The 24,996-nt window shown below is 73.7% G+C and carries 21 protein-coding genes; 18 read left to right on the forward strand and 3 right to left on the reverse strand.

The window, feature by feature from the left end:
• The first annotated feature begins 146 nt into the window (after positions 1–146).
• The 10 genes from AB0N90_RS02820 to AB0N90_RS02865 all read left to right on the forward strand — a co-directional run bounded on the left by AB0N90_RS02820 (position 147) and on the right by AB0N90_RS02865 (position 12,619).
• Positions 147–2,306 (forward strand): hypothetical protein, encoded by a 2,160-nt coding sequence (locus AB0N90_RS02820; protein ID WP_365192480.1) that lies wholly within the window; start codon positions 147–149, stop codon positions 2,304–2,306.
• Positions 2,307–2,423: 117 nt separating this feature from the next.
• Positions 2,424–3,941 (forward strand): GT4 family glycosyltransferase PelF, encoded by a 1,518-nt coding sequence (pelF, locus tag AB0N90_RS02825; protein WP_365192482.1) that lies wholly within the window; start codon positions 2,424–2,426, stop codon positions 3,939–3,941.
• The gene (locus tag AB0N90_RS02830; RefSeq protein WP_365192484.1) at positions 3,938–5,320 is read left to right on the forward strand and encodes a hypothetical protein; all 1,383 of its coding nucleotides are present in this window, start codon (positions 3,938–3,940) and stop codon (positions 5,318–5,320) included. Before pelF ends, AB0N90_RS02830 begins: the two co-directional genes overlap by 4 nt.
• Positions 5,321–5,363: 43 nt before the next feature.
• Positions 5,364–6,365: a GDP-mannose 4,6-dehydratase gene (locus tag AB0N90_RS02835; RefSeq protein ID WP_365192486.1), complete on the forward strand. Its 1,002-nt coding sequence runs from the start codon at positions 5,364–5,366 to the stop codon at positions 6,363–6,365.
• A gap of 41 nt (positions 6,366–6,406) precedes the next feature.
• Complete coding sequence (locus AB0N90_RS02840) at positions 6,407–7,120, forward strand: nucleotidyltransferase family protein (protein ID WP_365192488.1); 714 nt, start codon at positions 6,407–6,409, stop codon at positions 7,118–7,120.
• Positions 7,121–7,127: 7 nt separating this feature from the next.
• A complete protein-coding gene (locus AB0N90_RS02845; RefSeq protein ID WP_361683114.1) occupies positions 7,128–8,012 on the forward strand; it encodes an NAD-dependent epimerase/dehydratase family protein in 885 nt (294 codons plus the stop codon).
• Positions 8,009–8,680: a spherulation-specific family 4 protein gene (locus tag AB0N90_RS02850; RefSeq protein ID WP_365192490.1), complete on the forward strand. Its 672-nt coding sequence runs from the start codon at positions 8,009–8,011 to the stop codon at positions 8,678–8,680. The genes AB0N90_RS02845 and AB0N90_RS02850 overlap by 4 nt, the downstream gene beginning before the upstream one ends.
• Positions 8,681–8,720: 40 nt before the next feature.
• Positions 8,721–9,377 carry a 1,4-alpha-glucan branching protein gene (locus tag AB0N90_RS02855; protein ID WP_361683133.1) on the forward strand — a complete coding sequence of 219 codons (657 nt, stop codon included), beginning with the start codon at positions 8,721–8,723 and terminating at the stop codon, positions 9,375–9,377.
• Between the two features lie 383 nt (positions 9,378–9,760).
• The gene (locus AB0N90_RS02860; protein WP_361679880.1) at positions 9,761–11,629 is read left to right on the forward strand and encodes a M1 family aminopeptidase; all 1,869 of its coding nucleotides are present in this window, start codon (positions 9,761–9,763) and stop codon (positions 11,627–11,629) included.
• A gap of 159 nt (positions 11,630–11,788) precedes the next feature.
• A complete protein-coding gene (locus tag AB0N90_RS02865; RefSeq protein ID WP_361679916.1) occupies positions 11,789–12,619 on the forward strand; it encodes a lysozyme in 831 nt (276 codons plus the stop codon).
• Positions 12,620–12,653: 34 nt separating this feature from the next.
• Here the strand turns inward: AB0N90_RS02865 and AB0N90_RS02870 are convergent, their stop codons facing one another.
• Positions 12,654–13,829, reverse strand: a complete 1,176-nt coding sequence (locus tag AB0N90_RS02870) for an FAD-dependent monooxygenase (RefSeq protein ID WP_365192493.1) — start codon at positions 13,827–13,829, stop codon at positions 12,654–12,656.
• Positions 13,830–13,920: 91 nt separating this feature from the next.
• Here AB0N90_RS02870 and AB0N90_RS02875 point away from each other — a divergent pair, with 91 nt between their 5' ends.
• Complete coding sequence (locus AB0N90_RS02875) at positions 13,921–14,478, forward strand: TetR family transcriptional regulator (protein ID WP_365192495.1); 558 nt, start codon at positions 13,921–13,923, stop codon at positions 14,476–14,478.
• 330 nt (positions 14,479–14,808) lie between these two features.
• On the opposite strand, the gene AB0N90_RS02880 is transcribed toward AB0N90_RS02875, so the two are convergent.
• Together AB0N90_RS02880 and AB0N90_RS02885 are read right to left on the reverse strand one after the other, a co-directional pair.
• Positions 14,809–15,975 carry an AI-2E family transporter gene (locus tag AB0N90_RS02880; RefSeq protein ID WP_361679871.1) on the reverse strand — a complete coding sequence of 389 codons (1,167 nt, stop codon included), beginning with the start codon at positions 15,973–15,975 and terminating at the stop codon, positions 14,809–14,811.
• A 471-nt stretch (positions 15,976–16,446) separates the two neighbouring features.
• Complete coding sequence (locus AB0N90_RS02885; protein ID WP_361679868.1) at positions 16,447–16,935, reverse strand: DUF2267 domain-containing protein; 489 nt, start codon at positions 16,933–16,935, stop codon at positions 16,447–16,449.
• 205 nt (positions 16,936–17,140) lie between these two features.
• On the opposite strand from AB0N90_RS02885, the gene AB0N90_RS02890 reads away from it, so the two are divergent.
• From AB0N90_RS02890 to hypD, 7 genes are all read left to right on the forward strand, one after another.
• Positions 17,141–17,878, forward strand: coding sequence for an MgtC/SapB family protein (locus AB0N90_RS02890; protein ID WP_365192498.1), 738 nt, complete (start codon positions 17,141–17,143; stop codon positions 17,876–17,878).
• A gap of 146 nt (positions 17,879–18,024) precedes the next feature.
• Entirely contained in the window at positions 18,025–19,779 is a 1,755-nt protein-coding gene (locus AB0N90_RS02895) for a hydrogenase maturation protein (RefSeq protein WP_365192500.1), read from the forward strand.
• Complete coding sequence (locus AB0N90_RS02900) at positions 19,776–20,357, forward strand: hydrogenase maturation protease (RefSeq protein WP_365192502.1); 582 nt, start codon at positions 19,776–19,778, stop codon at positions 20,355–20,357. Before AB0N90_RS02895 ends, AB0N90_RS02900 begins: the two co-directional genes overlap by 4 nt.
• Positions 20,358–20,417: 60 nt before the next feature.
• Entirely contained in the window at positions 20,418–21,179 is a 762-nt protein-coding gene (gene hypB / locus AB0N90_RS02905) for a hydrogenase nickel incorporation protein HypB (protein WP_365192504.1), read from the forward strand.
• Positions 21,176–23,515 (forward strand): carbamoyltransferase HypF, encoded by a 2,340-nt coding sequence (gene hypF / locus AB0N90_RS02910; RefSeq protein ID WP_365192506.1) that lies wholly within the window; start codon positions 21,176–21,178, stop codon positions 23,513–23,515. The genes hypB and hypF overlap by 4 nt, the downstream gene beginning before the upstream one ends.
• Before the next feature lie 3 nt (positions 23,516–23,518).
• Positions 23,519–23,809 carry a HypC/HybG/HupF family hydrogenase formation chaperone gene (locus AB0N90_RS02915; RefSeq protein ID WP_361679851.1) on the forward strand — a complete coding sequence of 97 codons (291 nt, stop codon included), beginning with the start codon at positions 23,519–23,521 and terminating at the stop codon, positions 23,807–23,809.
• Complete coding sequence (hypD, locus tag AB0N90_RS02920) at positions 23,806–24,948, forward strand: hydrogenase formation protein HypD (protein WP_365192508.1); 1,143 nt, start codon at positions 23,806–23,808, stop codon at positions 24,946–24,948. Before AB0N90_RS02915 ends, hypD begins: the two co-directional genes overlap by 4 nt.
• Positions 24,949–24,996 lie beyond the last annotated feature (48 nt).

Genomic DNA, 24,996 nt, shown 5'->3' on the forward strand with positions numbered 1-24,996 from the left:
CACAAAAGCTACACACATCCATCACTATGTGACGCGACGGATGCACGACGGCCGGCTTCTGAGGGGGACGCCGGAGTCGTGCGAGGGGGTGCGTCCGCTCCATGTGAGCCGTGCTCACCCCTGTCCGGGGAGGGGAACTTCACCGCATGAAGCGGACCATTCGCACCACCGCGCTGACGGTGGGCGCGCTCATCGCCGCACTGGGCCTGCAGGCCGGACCGGCCCAGGCCGACAGCGGCACACCACGTATCGACCTCAGAGTCCTGGTGGTGAGCGACGGCGGCCCGGCCACCGACGCCATCGCCGCCGAACTCACCTCGGAGGGAACGCCGTTCACCGAGGTCGATCTGACCAGCGGCAGCCGGCCCACCATCGACGCCGGCTTCCTCGCCGACACCGTGGACGGCCGGGCCCGCGCCAAGTACCAGGCCGTCGTCCTGCCCAACGACAACCCGTTCGCCACCGGCAGCGCCGAGATGAGCGCGCTCGCGGCCTACGAGCAGACGTACGGCATCCCGCAGGTCGACGCCTACACCTATGCCCGCCCCCAGGCCGGGCTCCAGGTCCCGACCACCGGCGGCTACTCCGGCAGCGTGGACGGCGTCCAGGCCCAGGTCACCGCGGCGGGTGAGGCGGGGCCCTTCGACTACCTCAAGGGTGCCGTGCCCTTCGAGGACAACTCGCCGACCGTGGGCGAGAGTTACGCCTATCTGTCGACGCCCGCACCCGGCGCCGACTTCACCCCGTACGTCCAGGCGACCATCCCCGGCACCACCACCCAGGGCTCGCTCGTCGGCGAGTACCGGCACGACGGACGGCGCGAGCTGGTCATCACCTTCGTCTACAACCAGTACCAGCAGCAGTTCCGGCTGCTGGCCCGCGGCATCGTGGACTGGATGACCGGCGGGGTGCACCTCGGCTCCTCCCGCAACTACTTCGCCGTGCACGTGGACGACGTGTTCGCGGCCGACGACCGCTGGGACACCCAGCTCAACTGCACGCCCGGCGACGTCGACTGCACCAACAGCTCCGGCACACCGAGCCCGATCCGGATGACCCCGGCGGACGTCGACTACGCCGCCGCCTGGGAGCAGAGCCACAACTTCACCCTCGACCTCGCCTTCAACGGCTCCGGCAGCGTCGACCAGCGCGCGGACAACAACGGCGTCGACCAGCTCGCCGACAGGTTCATCGCCGACCGCAACCAGTTCCGCTGGATCAACCACACCTACACACACGCCTTCCTCGGCTGCGAGCAGGACACCACCGTGGTGCCGTGGAAGTGCGAGACCAACCCCGACGGCAGCACCCAGTGGGTCAGCCGGCAGACCATCGACGACGAGATCGCCAACAACCGCGCCTGGGGCCAGACCAACGGACTGCCCCTGGACAACACCGAGTTGGTGACCGGCGAGCACTCCGGGATGCGGATCCTGCCGCAGCAGCCCGACGACAACCCCAACCTGGGCCCCGCGCTCACCGACAGCGGCGTCAAGTGGCTCGGCGCGGACGCCTCCCGCGACCCCGCCCAGCGCCAGGTCGGCCCCGCCTCGACGGTCGCCCGCTACCCGATGAACGTCTTCTACAACGCGGGCAAGGCCTCCGAGGAGACCGACGAGTACAACTGGCTGTACACCAGCCGCGCCCAGGGCGGCAGCGGCCTGTGCGAGGACAACCCCGCGACCACCACCTGCCTGGCCGCCCCGCTGGACACCAGCACCGGCTACCAGGACTACATCGTGCCGCTGGAGACCCGCATCGACCTCGGGCATGTGCTCTCCAACGACCCGAAGCCGCACTTCATCCACCAGTCCAACCTCGCCGAGGACCGCATCGCCTACCCGGTCCTCAACGGTGTGCTCGACGGCTACAACGACCTGTTCGCCGCCAACACCCCGCTGGTGAACCTGCGGATGAAGGACATCGGCACCGAACTCCAGCGCCGCGCCGCCTGGACCGACGCCCTGAACGCCGGGCAGGTCACCGCTTACCGGATCGGCAACGCGGTCACCGTCCAGGCGCCCAGCGGCACCTACACCAACGCCACCCTGCCCACCGGCAGCACCCTCGGCACCGGCGCCTTCGGCAGCGCGTACGCGGGCGAGCTGTCCGGCTGGACCGCCGCCACCGCCACCCCGCTCACCTTCACCCTGCCCGCCGCCGCGCCCGCCGCCATCCCGGGCGGCCACGGCCACACCCACCCGGCGGCCACCGCACCGGCCCCGCGCACCAGGCTCCCCAAGGGCGTCACCAAGCAGGTCCCGTACGCACCGCGGCACCAGGCCAGGCACTCCTCGCAGCACTGAACGCGCACCGACCCAAGGGCCCGTCCGACACCCTCGGACGGGCCCCGGATCCCGGCCGCCCCGACGCGGCCGGGACCCGCACGACCACCCCACAACTCTGGCCGTGGAGCCCGATCGATGCACGTTCACCACGGTGCGCGCCGCCCCGGCGCGGCGCACGTCACCCTGCTCACCGAAGGCACCTACCCGCACAGCCACGGCGGTGTCAGCGTCTGGTGCGACCAACTCGTCCAGGGCATGCCCGACCTGGACTTCGACGTCATCGCCGTCACCGGCACCGGACGCGAACCCGTCGTCTGGGAACTGCCCGCCCAGGTCCACCAGGTGCTCTCCGTCCCCATGTGGGGCGAGCCGCCCGAGGGCCGCGCGCCCCGGGGCCGCGCCCTCACCCGGCTCACCGCCGCCTACGAACGCTTCCTCACCGCCCTCCTCGACCCGTGCGCCGAGGACCAGTTCCCGCCCGCGCTCTATCTGCTGGCGCGGGCCGCCGCCGACGGGACACTGAGCCCGTTCCTGCGCGGCGACCGGGCCATCGCCCTGCTCGCCACCGTGTGGAACCGCCCGGGGCTCGCCGCGCGCGAGGCCCGCCCCACCCTGCATGACGCGGTCACCGCCACCGCCCTGCTGGAACACGCCCTGCGCCCGCTCGCCGCGCCCGCGCCCCGGCACGGCGTGGCCCACGCGGTCAGCGGCGGAGTGGCCGTACTGCCCGGACTCGCCGCCCTCGACCGGCACGGCGTCCCGCTGCTGCTCACCGAGCACGGCGTCTATCTGCGCGAGCGCTACCTCGGCTACCGCACCGCCCCCTACCGCTGGCCGGTGAAGGCCGTCGTCCTCGGTTTCTTCCGGCTGCTCGCCGAGGAGAGCTACCGCAGGGCCGCCCTGATCACCCCCGGCAACCGCTACAACCGGCTCTGGGAGGAACAGGGCGGCGCCGACCCGAAGGCCATCCGCACCGTCTACAACGGCGTGGACCCGGCCGCCTTCCCGCCCGCCGGACCCGAACCGGAGACACCGACCCTGAGCTGGGCCGGCCGGGTCGACCCGATCAAGGACCTGGAGACGCTCATACGCGCGTTCTCCCTGGTCAGGGCCGAGATACCCGAGGCCCGGCTCCGGCTCTTCGGCGGTACGCCCCGCGGCGGCGAGGCGTACCGGGAGCGCTGTGCCGCGCTGGCGGCCGAGCTGGGCCACGGCGACGCCGTCGCCTTCGAGGGCCGCGTCGAGGACATCAAGGACGCCTACGCGGCCGGGAACGTGGTGATGCTCTCCAGCATCAGCGAGGGCTTTCCCTTCACCCTGATCGAGGCCATGTCCTGCGGCCGGGCCACCGTCTCCACCGATGTCGGCGGGGTGCGCGAGGCGGTGGGCGACACCGGCCTCGTCGTACCGCCGCGGGACCCGGAACGCATGGCGGCGGCCGCCCTGGAACTGCTCCGCGACGGCGACCGGCGCCGGGCCATGGGGGAGGCCGCACGGCTGCGGGTGATCGAGCAGTTCACCCTCCGCCAGACCATCGACACCTTCCGCTCGATATACCTCGAACTCCCCTATCACACACGGGAGTTCCTCACCCCAGCCGCACCGGAGCGCGAGTCCGGGCGCCGGACCGCCGCGGGGAGCCTGGCCGGATGAGCGGACCCATGGCCCTGGAGCCGGGCGGCGCCGAACAGGACACCCTCGCCCTCCGGCTCGCCCGCCCCGACGACCGCACCCTGTCCCTGCGGCTGCCCGCCCTCGGCACCGACGAGGCGGCCGTCAGCCTGCTGGCCGCCGAACTCGCCGACCGGATCGGCCCCGCCGTCCACCCCTACGAGGTCGCCGCCCTGCTGGAGGCCGAGGGCCTCACCGCCGAGACGATCAAGGACCGGTACGGCCATCCGAACCTGTTCTCGCTGGCCACCGCCCTCTACGAGCAGGTGCCCCGCACCTTCCCCGAGCCCGCGCCGACCGCCGACCCCTGGCGTCCCGACCATCTCCGCTGTCTGCTGCGCGGGCTGCTCTTCGCCCTGCCGGGCCTCGCCTACCCGCTCACCGCGCCCCTGTGGCACCCCGGCCGGCACGCCGCCGCGCTGATCCTCGCGGGCCTGATCTCCTGGGCCTTTGGCCAAGGGCTCGGCCACCGCGCCCACTTACGCAAGGCGACCGGCCCCCGGGAGGCCGCCCGCACCCTGGCCGCGGGCGCACCCCTGGGAGCCGCGCTCGCCACCGCCCTCGCCGCGCCGCTCACCGGCGGCGGCCCGGTCCTGGTCGCCGTCGCCGCCCAGTCGCTCTATCTCGCGGCCGCCGGTGTCCTGCTGGTCCTGGCCCGGGAGAAGACACTGCTCGCCGCGCTGAGCCCGCTGCTCGTGGGCGCCGCCTGCCTGCTCCGCTGGGACCCGGGCCCCGTACCGCGCCTCGGCCTCCCCCTGCTGGCGCTGCTCTCCACCCTCGCCGTCACCGCGCACGCCCTGCGCGGCCTGCTCAAGGAGCCCGGCGCCGACGGCGGCAGGCGCCCCCCGCTGCGCTGGTCGCTGCCGTACGGCCTGTTCGGTCTTGCCGCCGGGCTGCTGGTGCTGCTCGAAGGCCGCCGGGAGCCGTACGCGGTGATCGTGCTGACCCTCAGCATGGGGCCCGCCGAATGGCTGCTCTACCGCTACCGCGGCCTGTCCGTCGCCGCCCTGCGCGCCACCGCCACCCCGGCCGGATTCCTGCTGCGCTCCGCCGGTGTCCTCGGCCTGTGCCTGCTCGGCTATCTGCTGCCGCTGCTGCCCGCCGCGTACCTCACGGGCGCCCCACCGGCACCGCTCCTGCTGCTCGCGGCCACCCTGTGGACCGCGCTGCTCCTCCAGGCGTTCGGGACCGCCTGGCCGCCCGCCGTGATCTGTCTGGCCGCCGCGGGCACGGCCGGCGCGGTCACCGCGCTGCATCTGCCACCCGGCCCGGCCGCCCTGCCGCTCGCCTGCGCGGCCGCCGTGCCGTGTCTGCTGGCGTGCGCGCTGCGGCTGCTCGGCCGCCCGGCCCGGCACGCCTGAACCAGATCCTCTTCTTCCTCGACTCACTGGAAGGACCAACCAGTTGACCTCCCAACCGCTCGCCGCCGTCACCGGCGCGGAGGGCTTCATCGGCTCCCATCTCACCGAGGCCCTGGTCGCCTCCGGGCACCGGGTGCGGGCCATGGCCCAGTACAACTCCTTCTCCTCCTACGGCTGGCTGGAGACCCTCGCCCCGGACGTCCTGGACCAGGTGGAGATCGTCCTCGGCGACGTCCGCGACCCCGGCTCCGTGCGCGGCCTCATCGAAGGGGCGGACGTGGCCTACCACTTGGCCGCCCTGATCGCGATCCCGTACTCCTACCAGGCACCCCACAGCTATGTGGAGACCAACGTCACCGGCACCCTCAACGTGCTCGAAGCGGTCCGCGCCCTCGGCACCCCCCGGCTGGTGCACACCTCCACCAGCGAGACCTACGGCACCGCGCGGACCGTGCCGATCACCGAGGACCATCCCATCAACACCCAGTCCCCGTACGCCGCTTCGAAGGCGGGCGGAGACCGGCTCGCCGACAGCTACCACGCCAGCTTCGGCACCCCGGTGGTCACCCTGCGGCCGTTCAACACCTTCGGACCGCGCCAGTCGATGCGCGCCGTCATCCCCACCGTCATCGGACAGGTCGCGGCGGGGGAGCGGACCATCACCCTCGGCGATCTGCGGCCCACCCGGGACTTCCTGTTCGTCAAGGACACCGCGCGGGCCTTCCTCGCCGTGGGCGGCGCCCCCGCCGAGCAGGTCGTCGGGCGCACCTTCAACGCCGGTACCGGCGGCGAGATCTCGGTCGGCGACCTCGTCGCCCTGATCGGCAAGGTCATGGACACCGCTCTCGACGTCCGCGCCGACCCCGCGCGCATCCGGCCCGCGAACTCCGAGGTGATGCGGCTCGTCGCGGACGCGACCCGGCTCACCGCCGCCACCGGCTGGGGGCCCGTGCACACCCTGGAACAAGGCCTCGCGCAGACCGTGGAGTTCTTCCGCGACCCGGCCAACCTGGCCCGCTACAAGACCGGCATCTACAACATCTGACCCGTCCGGCACGTCACGTCGTCTTCTCAAGGAGGCACCCCATGCACGCAGTGATCCTGGCGGGAGGCAAGGGCGTCCGGCTGCGGCCCTACACCACCGCGCTGCCCAAACCGCTCGTGCCCATCGGCGACCAGCACGCCATCCTGGAGATCGTGCTGCGCCAGCTCTCCGCGGCCGGCTTCACCGGCTGCACCCTCGCCATCGGACACCTCGGCGAGATCATCCGCGCCTACGTCGGCGACGGCTCCCAGTGGGGCATGGCCGTCGACTACGCCACCGAGGAGAGCCCGCTCGGCACCATGGGCCCCCTGCTCAATCTGAAGGACCGGCTGCCCGAGGACTTCCTGGTGATGAACGGCGACATCCTCACCGACCTCGACTACGCGGACGTACTGCGCCGCCATCGCGTCTCCGGCGCGCCGCTCACCATCGCCACCTATGCCCGCAAGGTGCACATCGACTTCGGTGTGCTCACCACCGACGCCAGCAAGGTCGTCGCGTTCACCGAGAAGCCCAGCATGGACTACCGGGTCTCGATGGGCGTCTACGGCCTCTCCCGCGCCACCCTCGACGGCTACACCCCCGGCCTTCCGCTCGGCTTCGACGAACTCGTCCTCGACCTGCTCAGAGCCCAGAACCCGCCGCACGCCTACGAGTTCGACGGCTACTGGCTGGACATAGGGCGCCCCGACGACTACGACCGGGCCAACGCCGAGTTCACCAGCCGCAAGTCCCTGCTGCTCAAGGGAGCCTGAGTCCCGCATGCGCATTCTCGTCCTGGGCGGCACCGGATATCTGGGCCGCCGGGTGACCGAGCAGGTGCGCGCCCTCCCGGGGGCGCACCTGCTCGCGGGGGGCCGCACCGGCGCCGAGTACGCCGTCGACCTCGCCGCCGACCGGCCCGAGCGGCTGGCCAAGACCCTGGCGGCGGCCGCGCCCGACGCCGTGGTCAACTGCGCGGGCGCCACCGGCGGCGACCCGGTGACGCTCGCGGAGGTCAACGCCCGGGGGCCCGCCGTGCTCTGCGCCGCGCTGCGCGAGGCGGCCCCCGCGGCCCGCCTGGTGCATCTCGGCTCCGCCGCCGAGTACGGCCCCGGCACCCCCTGCGCGGCGGTCACCGAGTCGGCGCCCGCCTGCCCCGTCACCCCGTACGGCGCCACCAAGCTCGCCGGCACCCTCGCGGTGACCGCGGCGGGCCTGGACGCGGTGGTGCTGCGGATCGGCAACCCGGTGGGGCCCGGGGCGCCCGCGGCGAGCCTGCCCGGCCGGATGGCCGCGCTGCTGCGGGCGGCCGGCTCCGATCCCGGGGCCGTGCTGCGGCTCGGGGACCTGTCGGCCTACCGTGACTTCGTGGACGTCCGCGATGTGGCCCGGGCCGTCGCCCTCGCCGTCACCGCGCCCGGACCGCTGCCGCCCGTGCTCAACATCGGCGGCGGCGGGGCCGTACCGGTGCGCGAACTGGTGCACGGTCTGGCCCGACTCGCCGGATTCCAGGGGCAGTTGGTGGAGGACGGCGGCGGCTCGGCGCGCTCCGCCCAGGTGTCCTGGCAGTGCTCGGACATCGGCGCCGTCGAACGCGCCCTCGGCTGGCGCCCGGCCCACGGCCTGGACGACGCCCTCGCCGCGCTGTGGGCGGCGACGCCGTGAGCCTGCTGATACCGCTGTACGTGCACCCGGCACAGGACCCGGGCGCCTGGCACCGGCTGATCACGGCGGCCGCCCGCACCCACGCCGTCGTCCTCAACCCCGCCAGCGGACCCGGCGCCGCGCCCGACCCCGCGTACACCGCGGCGGCGCGGGCGCTGCGCACGGCGGGCGCCCGGCTGCTCGGGTACGTCGACACCGACTACGGGACGCGGGACCGGGCCGCGATCACCGAGGACGTGCGCCGGCACCGGCTCTGGTACCGGACCGACGGCTGCTTCCTCGACCGGGTCACCGCGACCGCCGAGGGCCTGCCCGACTGCCGCCGCCTGGTCCGGGAACTGCGGCGGCTCGGCACCGGCAGCGTGGTGCTCAACCCCGGCGTCCATCCGGCGCCGGGGTACGCCCGGCTCGCCGATCTCACCGTCACGTTCGAGGGACACTGGTCGACGTACGTCTCCGCGTTCACCCGGCCGTCCTGGGCGGCGCGTCAGCCACCCGACGGGATCTGCCATCTGGTGTACGGCGTCCCCGCCGCCCTGGTCCCGCTCGCGGTGCGCACCGCGCGGCAGCGGGGGGCCGGGGTCTGCGGGCCGGTGACCGGTGAAGGGCCCAATCCCTGGGCGGGGTTGAGTCCCGCGCTGGAGTTCTCGGACGGTGTGCGAGGCTGAGCCCGATCAGCACGCTCACACCGGGGAGACCACCACCGTCATGGCCGTCATCCACCACACGACCCTCACCCCCTCCAAGGTCGAACTGCTCACCGAGTGGCTGCCCACCCGCCCGTGGTACCGCGGCGGTTCCGGCACCCCCGTCCTGGAGAAGACCGGCGGCTTCCGGCTGGACGACCCCGAGGGCGAGGTCGGCATCGAGATCATGATCGCCACCGACACCGCGAGCCCCGAGCGCACCGCGTACCTGGTGCCGCTGAGCTACCGGGGCGCGCCGCTGGAGGGCGCCGAGCACGCGCTCGTCGGCACCATGGAGCACGGCGTCCTGGGCAAGCGCTGGGCGTACGACGGGATGCGCGACCCGGTGCTGGTCACCGAGCTGCTGCGGCTCGTCGCGGGCCGGACACAGGCGATGGCGCAGAGCATCACCGACTTCCCGGACCACGAGGTGACCCACGCCTACACGGGCGCGCCCTTCACCCCCGTGGGCTTCACCCCGACCCCGGCCGACGACGCGGACGGCACCCATCTGCCCACCCCGCACGGCACGGCCCTGCGCCTGCACCGCGTCCTCACCCCGGCGGACGACAACCCCCCGGTCCCGGCGACGCCCGCCCTCGGCCATGTCTCCACGGGCTGGCCCGCGCCCTCGGGAGACCGCCTGCGCGCGGTACTCCTGACCGTGCACCAGCGCTGACCCGACCGGGCCGCCCGGCCGCCGCCCGCCCCGTGCGGACGGCGGCCGGGCGGCCCGTGCGGACGGCGGCCGGGCGGCCCGTGCGGATGGCGGCCGAGCGGCCCGACCGCTCCGGTCCGGCTCCCGAATTCCCGCCCGCCGCCCCGCCTTCCCCACCCCTCCCACGTCGAACCGGCGGAGCCGTCCGGAATGAACGCTCTGGCATGGACGGGTCAAATCTGGCACTCTTTCGGCAGTCGTCGCCCCGACCCCAGCGGGGGCGGCGACCGCTTCCTCAGCACCGCGCTCGCGCAAGCCCCGTACCCGACCGCCCCGGCGCATCCCAGTCGGCCGGGCGGCCGTCGAGCAGGCCGGAACCCCGGCCGCCGCAAAAGGAGTAGCGTGTGAGACCGACCCCCCACAAGGCCGCAGGCGTTGCCGCGCTCACCGCCGCCGCACTGGCCGCCTTCTTCCTCCCCGCCGTACCCGCCGCCGCGCACACCGCACCCGCCCCCGCGCGCGCGGCCGCCGACTGCACACCCGCCCAGGTGGTCACCGACGGCGGCTTCGAGAACGGCAGTCCGGCGTGGACCCCGTCCCCGTCGACCGTGATCACCGACCGCACCGGGCAGAGCCCGCACGGCGGCAGCTCGTACGCCTGGCTGGACGGCACCGGGAAGAGCCGTACCGACAGCCTCGGCCAGAGCGTCACCATCCCGAGCGGGTGCGGCGCGGCCACCCTCAGCTTCTATCTGCACATCGACACCGCCGAGACCACGTCGAGCACCGCCTACGACAAGCTGACCGCCAAGATCGGCAGCACCACGCTGGGCAGCTGGTCCAACCTCGACAAGAACACCGGCTTCGTGCAGAAGTCCTTCGACGTGTCCTCCTTCGCCGGGCAGACGGTGAACCTGTCCTTCACCGGCACCGAGGACTCCAGCCTCCAGACCAGCTTCGTCCTGGACGACATCGCCCTCGACACCTCCGGCGGCAGCACGCCCCCCGCCACCGACACCACCCGCACCCCCGCCGCACCCGGCTACACGGTGAACCTCAGCAGCGACTCCAGCGGCACCGCCTGGACCGGGCACGAGAGCGTGACCTTCACCAACGCCTCCGCCACCGCGCTGAACGAGGTCTATCTGCGGCTGTGGGACAACTACCACGGCACCTGCTCCGCGATGCCCATCAAGGTCACCAACGTCACCGGCGGCACCGCGGGCGACCTCTCCGTGGCCTGCACCGCGCTGAAGATCACACTGCCCGCCCCGCTCGCCCAGGGGCAGAGCGCCACCATCGGCTTCGACCTCGGCATCACCGTGCCCAGCGGCGCCGACCGCTTCGGGCACGACGGCGCGTACAGCAACATCGGCAACGCCCTGCCCGTCCTCGCGATCCGGGACGGCGCGGGCTGGCACCTCGACCCGTACACGAACAACGGCGAGGCCTTCTACTCCCTGGCCGCCGACTTCAAGGTCACCCTCGACCATCCGACGAGCCTGCTGGTCCCGGCCACCGGCACCTCCACCGACACCCCCGGCACGAGCGGTCGTACGATCACCACGGCCACCGCCTCCCAGGTCCGTGACTTCGCCTGGGCCGCCGGGCCCTTCAGCAAGATCTCCGGCACCTCACCGGCCGGTGTCGCCGTGAACGTCTACTCGGTGTCCGGCATCAGCTCCGCCAGCGCCCAGTCGATGCTCAGCACCGCCAAGTCCGCCGTCGACACCCACGCGGGCCGCTTCGGCGCCTACCCGTACGGCGAGCTCGACGCGGTCCTCGACAACAACTACTGGTTCGGCGGAATGGAGTACCCCGGCTTCGTCCTCGACCTGGTCAGCAGCACCGCGCTCACCCATGAGATCGCCCATCAGTGGTGGTACGGCATCGTCGGCGACGACGAGTACAACAGCCCCTGGCTGGACGAGTCGTTCGCGGACTACTCGACCGACCTCGCCCAGGGCATCACCGGCGCCAACTGCTGGAACAGCGTCTCCTGGGCCTCCAGCGCGGAGAAGATCACCAACTCGATGGCGTACTGGGACGCCCACTCCTCCCGCTACTCCACCGTGGTCTACGGCTACGGCAAGTGCGCCCTGCACGACCTCCGGCGCCTCATCGGCGACACCGCCATGACCAAGCTGCTGAAGGACTACGCGACCGCGCACTGGTACGGCGTCTCCACCACGGCCGAGTTCAAGGCCGCGGCCCAGGCCGCCACCAGCACGGACCTGACCTCCTTCTGGACCCAGCACCGCATCGACGGCTGACGGACCCCCGGCCGGTCGCGGGAGCTCCGCAAGGGGCGCCCCCGACCGGCCTTCGGGCCACCCGGATGGCCCAAACCGGCGAGTAGCCGCCTTCGCTGGGCGGAACCCGGAGTGCGGTGCGGCCCGATGCCGGGTCAGATGGAAGCCGTGCGAAGCTCGATGGTTCTTTCCCGCGGCCGCTCACGCCTGACCGTCACCGGCGTGCTGACCGGCCTCCTCCTCACCCTGTCCGTCCCGGCCGCCGTCCCCGAGAGCGGCGCCGTGATCCCCGAGCGGGGCAGCGCCTACATGGGCATGGGCGTCCTCGCCCACGACGGTGCCGCCCCCGGCCCCACCGCCGACTCGCTCTCCGACTCCCGCACCGGCCTGACCGAGGGCGTGGACGTCTCCAGCTACCAGCGCAACGTCGCCTGGTCGACCCTGTACGGCAGTGGGGTGCGCTGGGCGTACACCAAGGCCACGGAAGGAACGTCGTACAAGAACGCCTACTTCACCCAGCAGTACACCGGCTCCTACGACGTCGGCATCGTGCGCGGCGCCTACCACTTCGCGACCCCGGACACCACCGGCGGCGCCGCCCAGGCGGACTACTTCGTGAACCACGGCGGCGGCTGGTCGGCGGACGGCAGGACGCTCCCCGGGGTGCTCGACATCGAGTGGAACCCGTACGGCGGCGACTGCTACGGCAAGTCCAAGAGCCAGATGGTCACCTGGATCCGTGACTTCCTCAACCGCTACAAAACCCGTACCGGCCGCGCCGCGGTGATCTACACCGCCACCAACTGGTGGACCAAGTGCACCGGGAACTACAGCGGTTTCAGCGCGAGCAACCCGCTGTGGATCGCCCGCTACGCCTCGACGGCGGGCACGCTGCCGGCCGGCTGGGCGTACTACACGATGTGGCAGTACACCTCCACCGGCAAGACGGTCGGCGACCACGACCGCTTCAACGGCAGCACGGCACAACTGAAGACCTTCGCCTCCGGCTGACCCGCGGCAACGGTGGCGCACGGCACGCCCGGCGTCACGACGCCCGATCCACCACCGGAATCACCGGCGGTGTCCAGTCGGCGTGGCGCAAGATCGTCCGCATGGCGGCCCTGGCCGGGACGAGCCGCATCGCGGTGTTGCGCAGGCCGACGGCCAGGGGGCCGGACAGCTGCTGGCCCAGTCGGCCCGCCCGGCGGGCGGCGCGGGCCACCGCCTGGGCGCGGGGCCGGCGTTCGGCGTCGTACCGGGCCAGCGCCTGGGCGAGGGACGGTGCCTCGGCGAGCGCGGCGGCCAGTGACGCGGCGTCCTCCAGGGCCTGGCAGGCGCCCTGGCCGAGGTTCGGGGTCATCGCGTGGGCCGCGTCGCCGAGCAGGACGACCCGGCCGGAGACGAACGAGGGCAGGGGAGCGGCGAGTTCGTGGATGTCGTGGTGCAGGACGTCCTCGGGCCGGGTGGCCGCCAGCAGGGTGCGGACCGGCTCGTGCCAGCCCTCGAAACGGCGGCGCAGCATGCCGAGCGGATCGGAATGCCGTACGCCGGGCGGCGAGTTGAGCACCGCGTGCCACTCGGCGTGGCCGTCCGCCAGGCCGATGTGCCCGAACTCCGCGCCCCCGCCCCAGGTCAGCTCGAAGTCGCTGGACAGGTCCAGCGGGCTCCGTGTGATGGCCCGCAGCACGGTGGAGCCGCTGTAGGAGGGGCCGGGATGGTCCGGGAACAGCTGGGCGCGCATCCGGCTGTGCACCCCGTCCGCCGCGACCACGAGGTCCGCCGCCATGATGCCGTCCGGGAGCGGCACGCCCACCTCGGCGGGGTCGGAGCGGTACAGCGAGGGCACGGTCGCGGCGATGTACGGGCAGTCGTCCGGGAGCCGTTCGCGCAGCAGCCGGTGCAGGACCGAGCGCCGGATGCCGACGATCGGCGTGCCCAGCGCCCACTCCAGCGCTCGGCCGTCCATACGCGCCAGCCGGCGGCCCGAGGGGGTGCGGGTGCCCCCGGTGTACTGCGGGTGCGCCGCCGCCCGTACCGCCGCCCCCGCGCCGAGCGCGTCCAGGGCCCGCAGCCCATTGGCGTGCAGCGAGATGCCCGCACCCGCGTCCGCCGGTACCGCAGCCCGCTCCACGACCCGTACCCGCCAGCCGATCCGGCGCAGTCCGACGGCCGCCGCAAGCCCGCCGATGCCGCCCCCGACCACCACCGCCGTGTCACCCATGCCGGCCCCCTTCGCCTTGATGCTTCTACAGCTGTAGAAGACCGTACAGCGTGGTTCTACGGATGTAGAAGGCGGGGTGTAGAAAGAGGGGGTGTCCACAGATCGACGTACTCTCCTCGCCGACACGGCCATCGCCGTGCTCGCCGACACCGGCATCCGGGGGCTGACGCATCGCGCCGTCGACCGCGCGGCGGAGCTGCCCGCCGGCACCACCTCCGCCTACTACCGCACCCGCCAGGCGCTGCTGACCGCGCTGGTGCGCCGTCTGGTGGCCCTCGACCAGGCGGAACTGGAGCGGATGGGGGAGCTGCTGCCGGTGCCCCGGTCCTCCGCCGAACTGGCCGCCGGAATCGGCGAGTTGATCCGGGCGCGGCTCACCGGGGAGGGTCGGCGTCGTACGCTCGCGCGCTATGCCTGCGCCGTGGAGAGCGTCCATGACCCCGCGCTGCGCGAGATCCTCGTGCCGCGCGAGAACCTGGCGCGGCGCTCGGTGTGCGACTTCCTCGCGGCCCAGGGCGTGGCGGACGCGGAGGAGCGGACAATCTGGCTGCTGCTCTGCGTGGACGGGCTCGTCTTCGACCGGCTGGTGAACGGCGGCGGCGTCCGGGAGGCGGAGATCGCCGGACTGGTGGCCGCGGCGCTGCGCTGAATGTCCCGCCCGGCCGATCCGGGCGACACGACGGCGGCGCCGCCTCCTTGGGACGAGGAGGCGGCGCCGCTCTGCTTCACTCGCCCCCCGGCGTCAGACCAGCCACCCGACGAGGTGGACGAGGCCGGCGAGGACGTTCGTGAGGATGTTCATGGTCGTGCTGCTCCTTGCGGTGTATCTCTGATGGGACCTGTGCTCGAACACGGTCTGCAGCCCGTCACTCGCACAACGTAAGTATCACCCGGTCGGAGTAGCCGGAGCGGTCTGATGAACGACGTCCACCTGTTCGAGGGAACAGGTGATCCCATGTTCGGGTGACGTAGCGGCCGCTCAGGGCGGTACGGCCCGCAGCGCCCGCAGCACCGCCCACACCACCGAGATCAGCGGCACCGCGACGATCGCGCCGATCACCCCCGCCACGATGCTGCCCGCGATCACCGACACGGCGACGACCAGCGGATGCAGCCGGACCGCCCAGCTCATCACCACGGGGTGCAGCACATGCCCCTCCAGCTGGCCGATCACCACGATCAGCGCCAGCACGGCCAGGGCGGTGAGCGGCCCCCGACCGGCCAGCGCGACCACCGTGGCGACCGCGAGCGCCACCGGCGAGCCGATCAGCGGCACGAACGCGGCGAAGAACTCCAGCAGGGTCAGCGGCAGCGCCAGCGGCACCCGCAGCAACAGCAGCGCCACGCCGACCAGGACGGCGTTGGTGGCGGCCACGATGATGATGCCGCGCGTGTACCCGGCGAAGGTCCGCCAGGCCGCCCGCCCCGCCCGGTCCCAGGCCGTACGCGCCCCGGCCGGCAGCAGTTGCTCGCGCGCCCAGGCCCACAGCCGCTCCCCGGAGTGGATGAAGAACACCGAGGCGAACAGCGCCAGCGCCCCGCCGGTCACCAGCTCCACCACCCGGCCGAGGCCGCTGACGGCGCTGCTGAGCAGGTTGGAGCGGTGTGCTGCGAGGTAGTTGGTGAATTGGCGTTCGAGCGCGGAGAGCCGGCCGGGGCTGAGCCGGAACGGCGGCCGCTGGAGCCACTCCTCGATCCGGTGCACACCGCCGCGGAACTCGCCCGCGAGCCGGGGCGACTCGCCCGCCACCGCGTTGCCCACCAGCGCGAGCAGCGTGAGGAGCACCAGCAGGCTGCCGACCAGCGCCGCGGCGACGGCCAGCGGCCTGGGCAGGAACCGGTCCAGCAGGTCGGCGAGCGGGCGCAGCACCGAGGTGATGACCAGCGCCAGGAACAGGGCGACGGCGATCAGCTGGAAGCTGCCGAGGACGATGAACACGCCGTAGACGACGATGCCGACGAGGATGAGCCGCCAGGCGTAGGCCGCGGCGACGCGCAGCCAGGGCACGGTGCGTTCGGTCACCGGCTCCGACGGCTCGGGCCGCGGGGAGGCCGCGAGCCGCACGGAGTACGCGGGCCGGCTGCCGAGCCCCGCCCGGCGCCCGCCGCCCCCCGGCCCGGCCGCCCGCCGCCGCGCATCGCCCACCGTCGCTCCCGTCCCACGCTCCTGGAAGCACCGTAAGCACAGCCCCACCCACCCGGCCCGCCCAGCGCCCGCGCCCGGGTCACACCCCGCACACGAACGTGACCGCCCGCCGGGCCCCGATGTCCGCGCGCCCGCCAGGAGATGTGGCGGGCGCCGAGTGATGTGACAGTGGACGTGGGCCACGCGGCCCTGGTGCGGACGGCGGTCACGGGGCCTTCACAACTCTCCCCGGTGGGCGGGTTCGCGTCGGGGCACTCGCGGGGTGTCGTCGGCCAGGAGGTGTGCCTCCAGTGATCACCGTCGCGGTTCTGCTGCTCCCCGTTCTCAGCCTTCTGCTCTTCGGTCTCGATCAGGTCGAGGACCGATGGGTGACCCGCCCCTCGAAGCCCCGTACCGCCCGCGTGCGCAGACGCCGCCGGGTGAGGCCCGAGCGTCGCTGACCGCCGCGGCTGCCCGTGTCCCTCCCCCGGCTCAGCGGTCCGCCTCGCTCGCCCGCTCCACCGGCAGCAGCTCCCTGATGTCCGCCGGCAGCGCGCCCGCCATCCGCTCGGTCAGTTCCGGTGCCAGCGCGGCGTCCAGGACCTCCAGTACGGCGGCGGCGTCCCGCAGCGCGGTGTCCTCGTCGGTGCCCGCCCGGTCGGCGATGCGCCCGGCGAACACGGTCAGCCCGAACCGCTCGCCCGCCGTGCCCGAGCCGTCCGCGGCACGGGCGCCCGAACCCGGTGCCCGTGCTTCCTGCGCACCCGATTCCCGGGGGCCGGCCATCGCCCCCGCGTCCGCCGCCCGCCGCATCGCGTCGGCCATGTCCGGTGGCAGCTGGGCGGCCACATGCCGGGCCAGCCCGGACGGCAGCCGTTCCGACAGCGTCGTCACGACCGCGTGCGCGGCCCGCTCGGCGGTGCCCCGGTCGGGCAGCTGGGCGAGTGCCTGCACCTTTCCGATCATCTCGTCGTGCCGCATGCGTCCGTCCCCTTCCTTACGTTCCCCGCGTTCCCCACGCCGCACGAAGCCTCGTCGGCGCGCGACTGCCCCGGCCGAGTACCCCTCTCCCGGTCGGCGGATGGCCGACGGGCGCCGCACGAGCCGGGCCGGTAGCGTCAGGAGACCACCTCGGGGGTAGACGCCAGCGGCAGGACGAATCGGCGCGATGAGAGGCGAGGTGTGCATGGCGGGAGTGTGGCTGGCGGCACCGTTGTGGGACATACACAACGGCCAGGGACCCAGACAGCTGGCCGAGCTGGGACTCGCGCTGGTGCTGTCGACCCTGATCGGCTGGGAGCGCGCGGCCCAGCAGAAGAGCGCGGGCCTGCGCACCCACACCCTGGTCGGCATCGCCAGCGCGCTGATGATGGAGGTCTCCCAGCACGGGTTCACCGCGGTGCTCGGCCTGGAGCACGTCTCCTTCGACCCCTCCCGCGTCGCCGCCCAGATCGTCTCCGGCATCGGCTTCATCGGCGGTGGTCTGATCTTCGTACGACGGGACGCGGTACGGGGCCTGACGACCGCCGCCACCGTCTGGCTGACCTGCGCCGTCGGCATGGCCTGCGGCGGCGGGCTGCCCGTGCTCGCGCTGGCGGTGACGGCGCTGCACTTCCTGGTGGTGCGCGGCTACTCGTACTTCTCCGGCCGGCTGGTCCCCGGCACGACCGCCGCCGCCTTCGAGGCCCGGCTGACCTATCGCACCGGCTCCGCCCTGCTGCCCCGCCTGATGGAGACCTGCACCCGGCTCGGCTTCCGCATCATCCAGGTCAAACTCGAACGGCTGCCCGGCCGCACGGACGACGCCGCCCGCGTCCTCCTCGAACTGGAGGGCACCCAGGACCCGGCCCGGCTGACCTCGGAACTGTTCCAGGACGAGGGCGTGCTCGACATAGAGCTGATCCCGGCGTCCGACGAGGAGTGAGGCCCGGTCCACCGCCTCGCCGATCCGGCGGGCGCCGTCCGGATCCCGGCCGCGCGGTCCGGATGGCGCAAGAGCGCCGCGCGGCGGGGGTGAATCCCCGTGGCGGTCCTTCGCGGGGCGCGCCGCAGGGGTGAGCATGCCGCGTCATGGACATCCTGCTCGTGGCCAGCGCGTTCAACAGCCTCTGCCAGCGTGTGTACGCCGAACTGTCCGACCGGGGGCACCGCGTGGACGTCGTCCTGGCAGCGCAGGGCGCGGAGCCGGTGCGGGCCGCCCTACGGGAGCGGGCCCCGGATCTCGTGATCGCCCCGATGCTCACGACCGCCCTGCCGGAGGACGTGTGGCGGGAGCACACCTGCTTGATCGTGCATCCGGGACCGCCCGGCGACCGGGGGCCCGCCGCGCTGGACTGGGCCGTCGCCGACCGGGCCCCGCGGTGGGGCGTCACCGTGCTCCAGGCGGAGGCCGGGATGGACGCGGGACCCCTCTGGGCGGCCGAGCCGTTCCGAGTGGCGCCGGTCGGCAAGAGCGACCTGTACCGCAACGAGGTCGCCGACGCCGCCGTCACCGCCGTGCTCACGGCCGTACGCCGGTACGCGGAGGGCGCGTACAAGCCCCGCCCGCAGAGCGACCCCGCGATCGACGTCGTCCGGCGGGACCCCTTCCGCCAGGAGCGGCGCCGCGTCGACTGGGCGCACGACGACACCGCCACGGTGCTGCGCAAACTGCGCGGCGCCGACTCCCGGCCCGGTGTCCTCGACGAACTTCTCGGCCGGGAGCTGTTCCTGCACGGCGGGCACCCCGAGGACGAGCTGCGCGGCCGGCCCGGCGAACTGCTGGCCCGCCGCGCGGGAGCGGTCTGCCGGGCCACCCGGGACGGCGCGGTCTGGATCCCGGAACTGCGCCCGCGCAAGAACTCCGGCGACCCGGCACCCTTCCGCCGCCCCGCCGCCGCGGTCCTCGCCGCACTTGATCCCGGCCTTGAACTCCCGGAGATCCCGGCCCCGTTGGAGCTGCCCCAGGACCGGTGCACCTACACCGACATCCGCTACCGGCAGCACGGCGACGTCGGCCTGCTGAGCTTCTCCTTCCCCGGCGGCGCGATGAGCACCGACCAGTGCCGCCGGCTGCTCGCCGCCTACGAGCACGCGCTCACCCGCCCCACCCGGGTCCTGGTGCTCGGCGGCCCACGTGACTTCTTCTCCAACGGCATCCATCTCAACGTCATCGAGGCGGCCGCCGATCCGGGTCAGGAGTCCTGGGTCAACCTCAATGCGATGGACGACCTGGTGGAGGCGGTGCTGCGCACCACCGACCGGCTCGTGGTGGCGGCCCTCGCCGGCAACGCGGCCGCGGGCGGCGCGATGCTCGCCCTCGCCGCCGACCAGGTCTGGAGCCGCACCGGCACCGTCCTCAACCCGCACTACCGGCGCATGGGCCTGTACGGCTCCGAGTTCTGGACGTACACCCTGCCCCGCCGCGTCGGCGAGGACGAGGCCCGCCGGCTGGCCGAGGAGGCGCTGCCGGTGAGCGCGGCGCACGCCGAACGGATCGGCCTGGTGGACCGGCTCGTACCGGCCGCGCCGGGGGAGTTCGCCGCGGCGGTTCAGCGGCTCGCGGCCGTCCTCGCCGCCGCCCCCGACCTGGACCGCCGTATCGCCGCGAAGGCGTCCGCCCGCGCCGCCGACGAACGGCACCGGCCCCTGGCCGCGTACCGGCGGGCCGAACTGACTCGGATGCACGCCCTGTTCTTCGACCCGCACGCCCCGTACCACGCCCATCGCGCGGCCTTCGTCCGCAAGACCCCGAGCGGCTCGACCCGCCCCCTGGCCGCACCGCCCGACCCGCGGCAGCCGCTCACCCGTCGCACCGGCCCCGCCGAAGCCGGAGCCTCCCGATGACCGCCCCCCTCCTGGTCGCCGGTGTCGGCAACATCTTCCTCGCCGACGACGCCTTCGGACCCGAGGTGATCCGCGCCCTCGAACAGCGCCCGCTGCCCACGGAGGTGCGGGTGCGCGACTACGGCATCCGCGGCCTCGACCTCGCCTACGACCTGCTCGGCGGCTGCGCCACCGCCGTACTCGTGGACGCCGCCCGGCGCGGGCAGCGGCCCGGGACGCTGTCCCTGATCGAGGCCGAACCCCCCGACGGCACCGTGCCGCCGGAGGCCCACGGCATGGATCCGGCGAAGGTGCTGGCCCTGGCCACCCACCTGGGCGAGGAGCCGCTGCCCCGGGTGCTGGTGCTGGCCTGCGAACCGGAGGTGCTGCCCGCCGGGGACGAGGACATCCTGCCCGGGCTCAGCGCGGCCGTGCGCGCCGCCGTCGAACCCGCCGTCACCGCGCTGCACGCGTTCGTGCCGCTGTTGCTGGCCGACCCGGCCGCACCGGCGACCGCATTGGGCCGCTCGATGGAAAACGGCCCGCCGCACCCGGCTGCGCTGCCCGCCCCCACGTCCGCGACGGCCCAAGATCGATGACACCCGGGCCGCGCGGGACGCGGCCCGGGGCCCAGCCGCCGAACCCGAGGAGCAGCGCCCATGTGCCGGTCCGACGTCCGACAGGCCGTCCTGGCGAAGAACGACGACCTCGCCGCGCACCTGCGCGAGGAACTGGCGGAGCGGGGGGTGGCCGTCGTCAACCTGCTGTCCAGCCCGGGAAGCGGCAAGACCGAACTCCTCGGCCGGATGCTCGCCGACGCGGTGGCGCGGGGCGTGCCCGTGGCCGCGCTCACCGCCGACCTCGCCACCGAGAACGACGCCACCCGGCTCGCCCGCTCCGGCGCCCCCGTCCAGCAGGTCCTCACCGACGGGCTCTGCCACCTGGAGGCCCGCCAGGTGCGCGAACGGCTCGCGGGCTGGCTGCCCGAGGACACCTCGGTGCTCTTCGTGGAGAACGTCGGCAACCTGGTCTGCCCGGCCTCCTACGACCTCGGCGAGAACCTGCGGATCGTACTGATGGCGGTCACCGAGGGCGAGGACAAGCCGCTGAAGTACCCGACCGCGTTCGGCTCCGCCCATGTCGTCGTCATCACCAAGACCGACCTCGCCGAGGCCGCGGGATTCGACGAGAGCACGTTCCGCGCGAACGTCCAGCGGGTCAACCCGGGGGTGGAGATCGTACGGTCCTGCGCCCGCACCGGCGACGGCGTCGGCACCGTACTCGACCGCGCTCTCGCCGCCCGCGACGGCGCCCCCGCGCACCGGCCGCCGCTCGCCCCGCATCCGCACGGACACCACCACGAGCACGGACACCACCACCAGCACGGACACCACCACACCGAGTCCGCGCCCGTCGCATGACCGCTCCCGCGACCGGGACCGGCCCGGTCCGTCGGCGGCTCACCGTGCACGGCACCGTGCAGGGGGTGGGCTTTCGGCCGTATGTGCACCGCCTGGCGGCCGAGACGGGCCTGGCCGGGTTCGTCGGGAACACCGGTGACGGCGTGCTGATCGAGGTCGAGGGCCCGGCGGCGGAGGTGGCCCGGTTCTGCGAACTGCTGGCCCACCGGCCCCCGCCGCTGGCCACGGTGACCCGGGTCGCCCACGAGGAGCTGCCCGCCACCGGCGCCGCCGGACCCTTCGCGATCCGCTCCACCGAACGGGCGAGCGGCCGCACCCAGCTCCCGCCCGACACCGCGACCTGCGCCGACTGCCTGCGCGAACTCGCCGACCCGGAAGACCGCAGACACCGGCACCCGTTCGTCACCTGCACCCACTGCGGCCCCCGCTTCACCATCGCCACCGGCATGCCCTACGACCGGGTGGCGACCACCATGGCAGGCTTCCCGATGTGCCCCGACTGCGCCCGGGAGTACGGCGATCCCGCCGACCGGCGCTTCCACGCCCAGCCCGTCGCCTGCCCCGACTGCGGGCCCCGGCTCACCCTGACGGGCCCCGGCGTCCGCCCGGCACGGGACGCGGACGCGCTCGCGGCGGCCCGGGAACTGCTCGCCACCGGACGGATCGTCGCCGTCAAGGGGCTCGGCGGCTACCACCTGGCCTGCGACGCCACCGACCCGGCGGCCGTCGCCACGCTGCGCGGCCGCAAGGAGCGCGGCGGCAAGGCGTTCGCCGTGATGTGCGCCGATCTCGCGGTCGCCGAGCGCCTCGCGGTGCTCACCCCCGCCGAGCGCGCCGCGCTGAGCGGACCCCGTCGCCCCATCGTGCTGGTCCGCCGCCGCACCCCCGCGGGGGAGCTGGCCGACCAGGTCTGCCCGGGCAGCCCGCACCTCGGGATCATGCTGCCCTACACCCCCGTGCACACCCTGCTGTTCGGGCTGCCCGGCGACCCACCCGGACCCCGGGCACTGGTCATGACCAGCGGCAACCGCTCCGGCGAACCCATCGTCACCGACGACACCGAGGCGCTGAACCGGCTCGCGGGACTCGCCGACGCCTGGCTCGCCCATGACCGGCCCATCGCCGCGCCCTGCGACGACTCCCTGCTGCGGATCCGCCCCGACGGCACCGAACAGGTGCTGCGCCGCTCGCGCGGCTATGTCCCGCGCCCGCTGCGGCTGCCGGTCCCGGTGCGGCCCGCGCTCGCCATCGGCGGCGACCTGAAGAACGTGCCCTGCCTCGGTGAGGGCGAACTCGCCTGGTTCGGGCCGCACATCGGCGACATGGGCGACCTCGCCACACTGGACGCCGCCCGGCGGGCCGAACGGCAGCTGAGCCGGCTGACCAAGGTCACCCCCGGGCTGATCGCCGCCGACCGGCACCCCGGGTACCACTCCACCGGCTGGGCCCGCAGACGCGCGGGCGCCCGGCTCCCGCTGCGACTGGTCCAGCACCACCACGCCCATATCGCCTCCGCCATGGCCGAACACGGCCTCGACGGCACCACCCCGGTCATCGGCGTCGCCTTCGACGGCACCGGATACGGCGACGACGGCACCGTGTGGGGCGGCGAGATCCTGCTCGCCGACTACACCGGCTACCGCCGCTTCGCCCATCTGACCCCCGCCCCGCTGCCCGGCGGTGACGCGGGCGTGGCCAACCCCTGCCGGCTGGCCCTGGCCCGGCTGTGGGCCGCGGGCCTGCCCTGGGCGGCGGAACTGCCCAGCGTCACCGCCTGCTCCCCGTCCGAACTCACCCTCTTGCAGCGGCAGTTGGACCGCCAGGTGGCCTGCGTCCCCACCTCCAGCATGGGCCGCCTCTTCGACGCCGTGGCCTCCCTCGCCGGAGTCTGCCACCGCGCCGGATACGAGGCACAGGCCGCCCTTGAGCTGGAGGCCGCGGCCCTCGAAGCACGGGACGCGGACGCGGTGGCGTACCCCTTCGGGCTCACCGGCGGCGCCACCCTCGCCTGCGACCCCGCGCCGATGCTGCGGGCGCTGCTCGCCGACCGGCGCCGCCGCACCCCGGCCCCGGTCCTCGCGGCCCGCTTCCACCGGGGCGTGGCCCGCGCCGTCACCGAGATCTGCCGCCGGGCCCGCGGCGCGACCGGCCTCGACACGGTCGCCCTCACCGGCGGGGTGTTCGCCAACGCCCTGCTGGAGGAGAAGTGCACGGCCCTGCTGCGCGCGGACGGCTTCACGGTCCTGCGGCACGGCGAAGTCCCCCCGAACGACGGCGGGTTGGCGCTCGGCCAGCTGATGGTCGCGGCCACCGCACCCCATCACGAGACGGAGTGAGCCATGTGTCTGGCAGTGCCCGGCAAGGTCGTGTCCATCGACCACCAGGCCGACCCCCTCACCGGCCTGATCGACTTCGGCGGCGTCCGTAAGCAGGCCTGCCTGGAGTATCTGCCCGATGTGCGGGTCGGCGAGTACGTGATCGTGCACGTCGGCTTCGCGCTCCAGCGCCTCGACGAGGAGTCGGCCCGCGCCTCCCTGGAGCTGTTCGACCAACTCGGGCTGCTGGAAGAGGAGTTCGGCGACGCGTGGGAACAGGCGGCCCGCCAGGAGAACGAGAGTGAGGTCCGGTGAAGTACATCGAGGAGTTCAACGACCCCGAGCGCGCCCGCCGGCTGCTGGACGAGATCCGCGCCACGGTCACCCGCCCCTGGGCCCTGATGGAGGTCTGCGGCGGCCAGACCCACTCCATCATCCGGCACGGCATCGACCAACTCCTGCCCGAGGAGGTCGAGTTGATCCACGGCCCCGGCTGCCCGGTGTGCGTCACCCCGCTGGACGTCATCGACAAGGCCCTGGCCATCGCCGCCCGCCCCGAGGTGATCTTCTGCTCCTTCGGGGACATGCTGCGGGTGCCCGGCACCGACCGGGACCTGTTCCGGGTCAAGGGCGAGGGCGGCGATGTACGCGTGGTGTACTCCCCGCTGGACGCGCTCGACCTCGCCCGCAAGAACCCCGACCGCGAGGTGGTGTTCTTCGCCATCGGCTTCGAGACCACCGCCCCCGCCAACGCCATGGCCGTCCACCAGGCCCGCCGCCTCGGCCTTGGCAACTTCAGCCTGCTGGTCTCCCATGTCCGGGTCCCCCCGGCCATCGAGGCGATCATGACCGCGCCCAGCTGCCGGGTGCAGGGCTTCCTCGCCGCCGGACATGTGTGCAGCGTGATGGGCACCGCCGAGTACCCCGACCTCGCGGAGAAGCACCGCGTCCCCCTCGTCGTCACCGGCTTTGAACCCCTCGACATCCTGGAGGGCATCCGGCGCGCCGTGCACCAGCTGGAGCGGGGCGAGCACCGGGTGGAGAACGCCTATCCGCGGGCCGTGCGCGAGCAGGGCAACCCGGCCGCCCTGCGCATGCTGGAGGAGGTCTTCGAGGTCACCGACCGCAACTGGCGCGGCATCGGCAAGATCCCGGCCAGCGGCTGGCGGCTGACCGACGCCTTCCGCGCCCACGACGCCGAGCACCGCTTCGACGTCTCGGGCATCCGCACCGAGGAACCGGCCGTGTGCCGGGCAGGCGAGGTCCTCCAGGGCCTGATCAAGCCGACCGAGTGCGAGGCGTTCGGCACCGCCTGCACCCCGCGCACCCCGCTCGGCGCCACCATGGTCTCCAGCGAGGGCGCCTGCGCCGCCTACTACCTCTACCGCCGCATGAACACCCCGGCACCGCAGGGATCGCGGATCCCGCGGGAGGAGATGAACCCCGTTGGCTGACCTCGCCGCCCCACACCTCGCCACCTCCGGCAGCGCCGCCCCCGACAC

Source organism: Streptomyces sp. NPDC093018, from assembly GCF_040684035.1.
In the GTDB taxonomy this organism is placed as follows: Bacteria; Actinomycetota; Actinomycetes; order Streptomycetales; family Streptomycetaceae; genus Streptomyces; species Streptomyces murinus.

Bases quoted from the DNA above. Each gene is read 5' to 3' on its own strand.
- AB0N90_RS02845 (WP_361683114.1), top strand. From the start codon at position 7,128: ATGCGCATTCTCGTCCTGGGCGGCACCGGATATCTGGGCCGCCGGGTG.
- AB0N90_RS02840 (WP_365192488.1), top strand. From the start codon at position 6,407: ATGCACGCAGTGATCCTGGCGGGAGGCAAGGGCGTCCGGCTGCGGCCC.
- pelF (WP_365192482.1), top strand. From the start codon at position 2,424: ATGCACGTTCACCACGGTGCGCGCCGCCCCGGCGCGGCGCACGTCACC.
- AB0N90_RS02890 (WP_365192498.1), top strand. From the start codon at position 17,141: ATGGCGGGAGTGTGGCTGGCGGCACCGTTGTGGGACATACACAACGGC.
- hypB (WP_365192504.1), top strand. From the start codon at position 20,418: ATGTGCCGGTCCGACGTCCGACAGGCCGTCCTGGCGAAGAACGACGAC.
- AB0N90_RS02855 (WP_361683133.1), top strand. From the start codon at position 8,721: ATGGCCGTCATCCACCACACGACCCTCACCCCCTCCAAGGTCGAACTG.
- AB0N90_RS02885 (WP_361679868.1), bottom strand. From the start codon at position 16,935: ATGCGGCACGACGAGATGATCGGAAAGGTGCAGGCACTCGCCCAGCTG.
- AB0N90_RS02895 (WP_365192500.1), top strand. From the start codon at position 18,025: ATGGACATCCTGCTCGTGGCCAGCGCGTTCAACAGCCTCTGCCAGCGT.
- AB0N90_RS02865 (WP_361679916.1), top strand. From the start codon at position 11,789: ATGGTTCTTTCCCGCGGCCGCTCACGCCTGACCGTCACCGGCGTGCTG.
- AB0N90_RS02820 (WP_365192480.1), top strand. From the start codon at position 147: ATGAAGCGGACCATTCGCACCACCGCGCTGACGGTGGGCGCGCTCATC.
- AB0N90_RS02830 (WP_365192484.1), top strand. From the start codon at position 3,938: ATGAGCGGACCCATGGCCCTGGAGCCGGGCGGCGCCGAACAGGACACC.
- AB0N90_RS02915 (WP_361679851.1), top strand. From the start codon at position 23,519: ATGTGTCTGGCAGTGCCCGGCAAGGTCGTGTCCATCGACCACCAGGCC.
- AB0N90_RS02900 (WP_365192502.1), top strand. From the start codon at position 19,776: ATGACCGCCCCCCTCCTGGTCGCCGGTGTCGGCAACATCTTCCTCGCC.
- hypF (WP_365192506.1), top strand. From the start codon at position 21,176: ATGACCGCTCCCGCGACCGGGACCGGCCCGGTCCGTCGGCGGCTCACC.
- AB0N90_RS02870 (WP_365192493.1), bottom strand. From the start codon at position 13,829: ATGGGTGACACGGCGGTGGTGGTCGGGGGCGGCATCGGCGGGCTTGCG.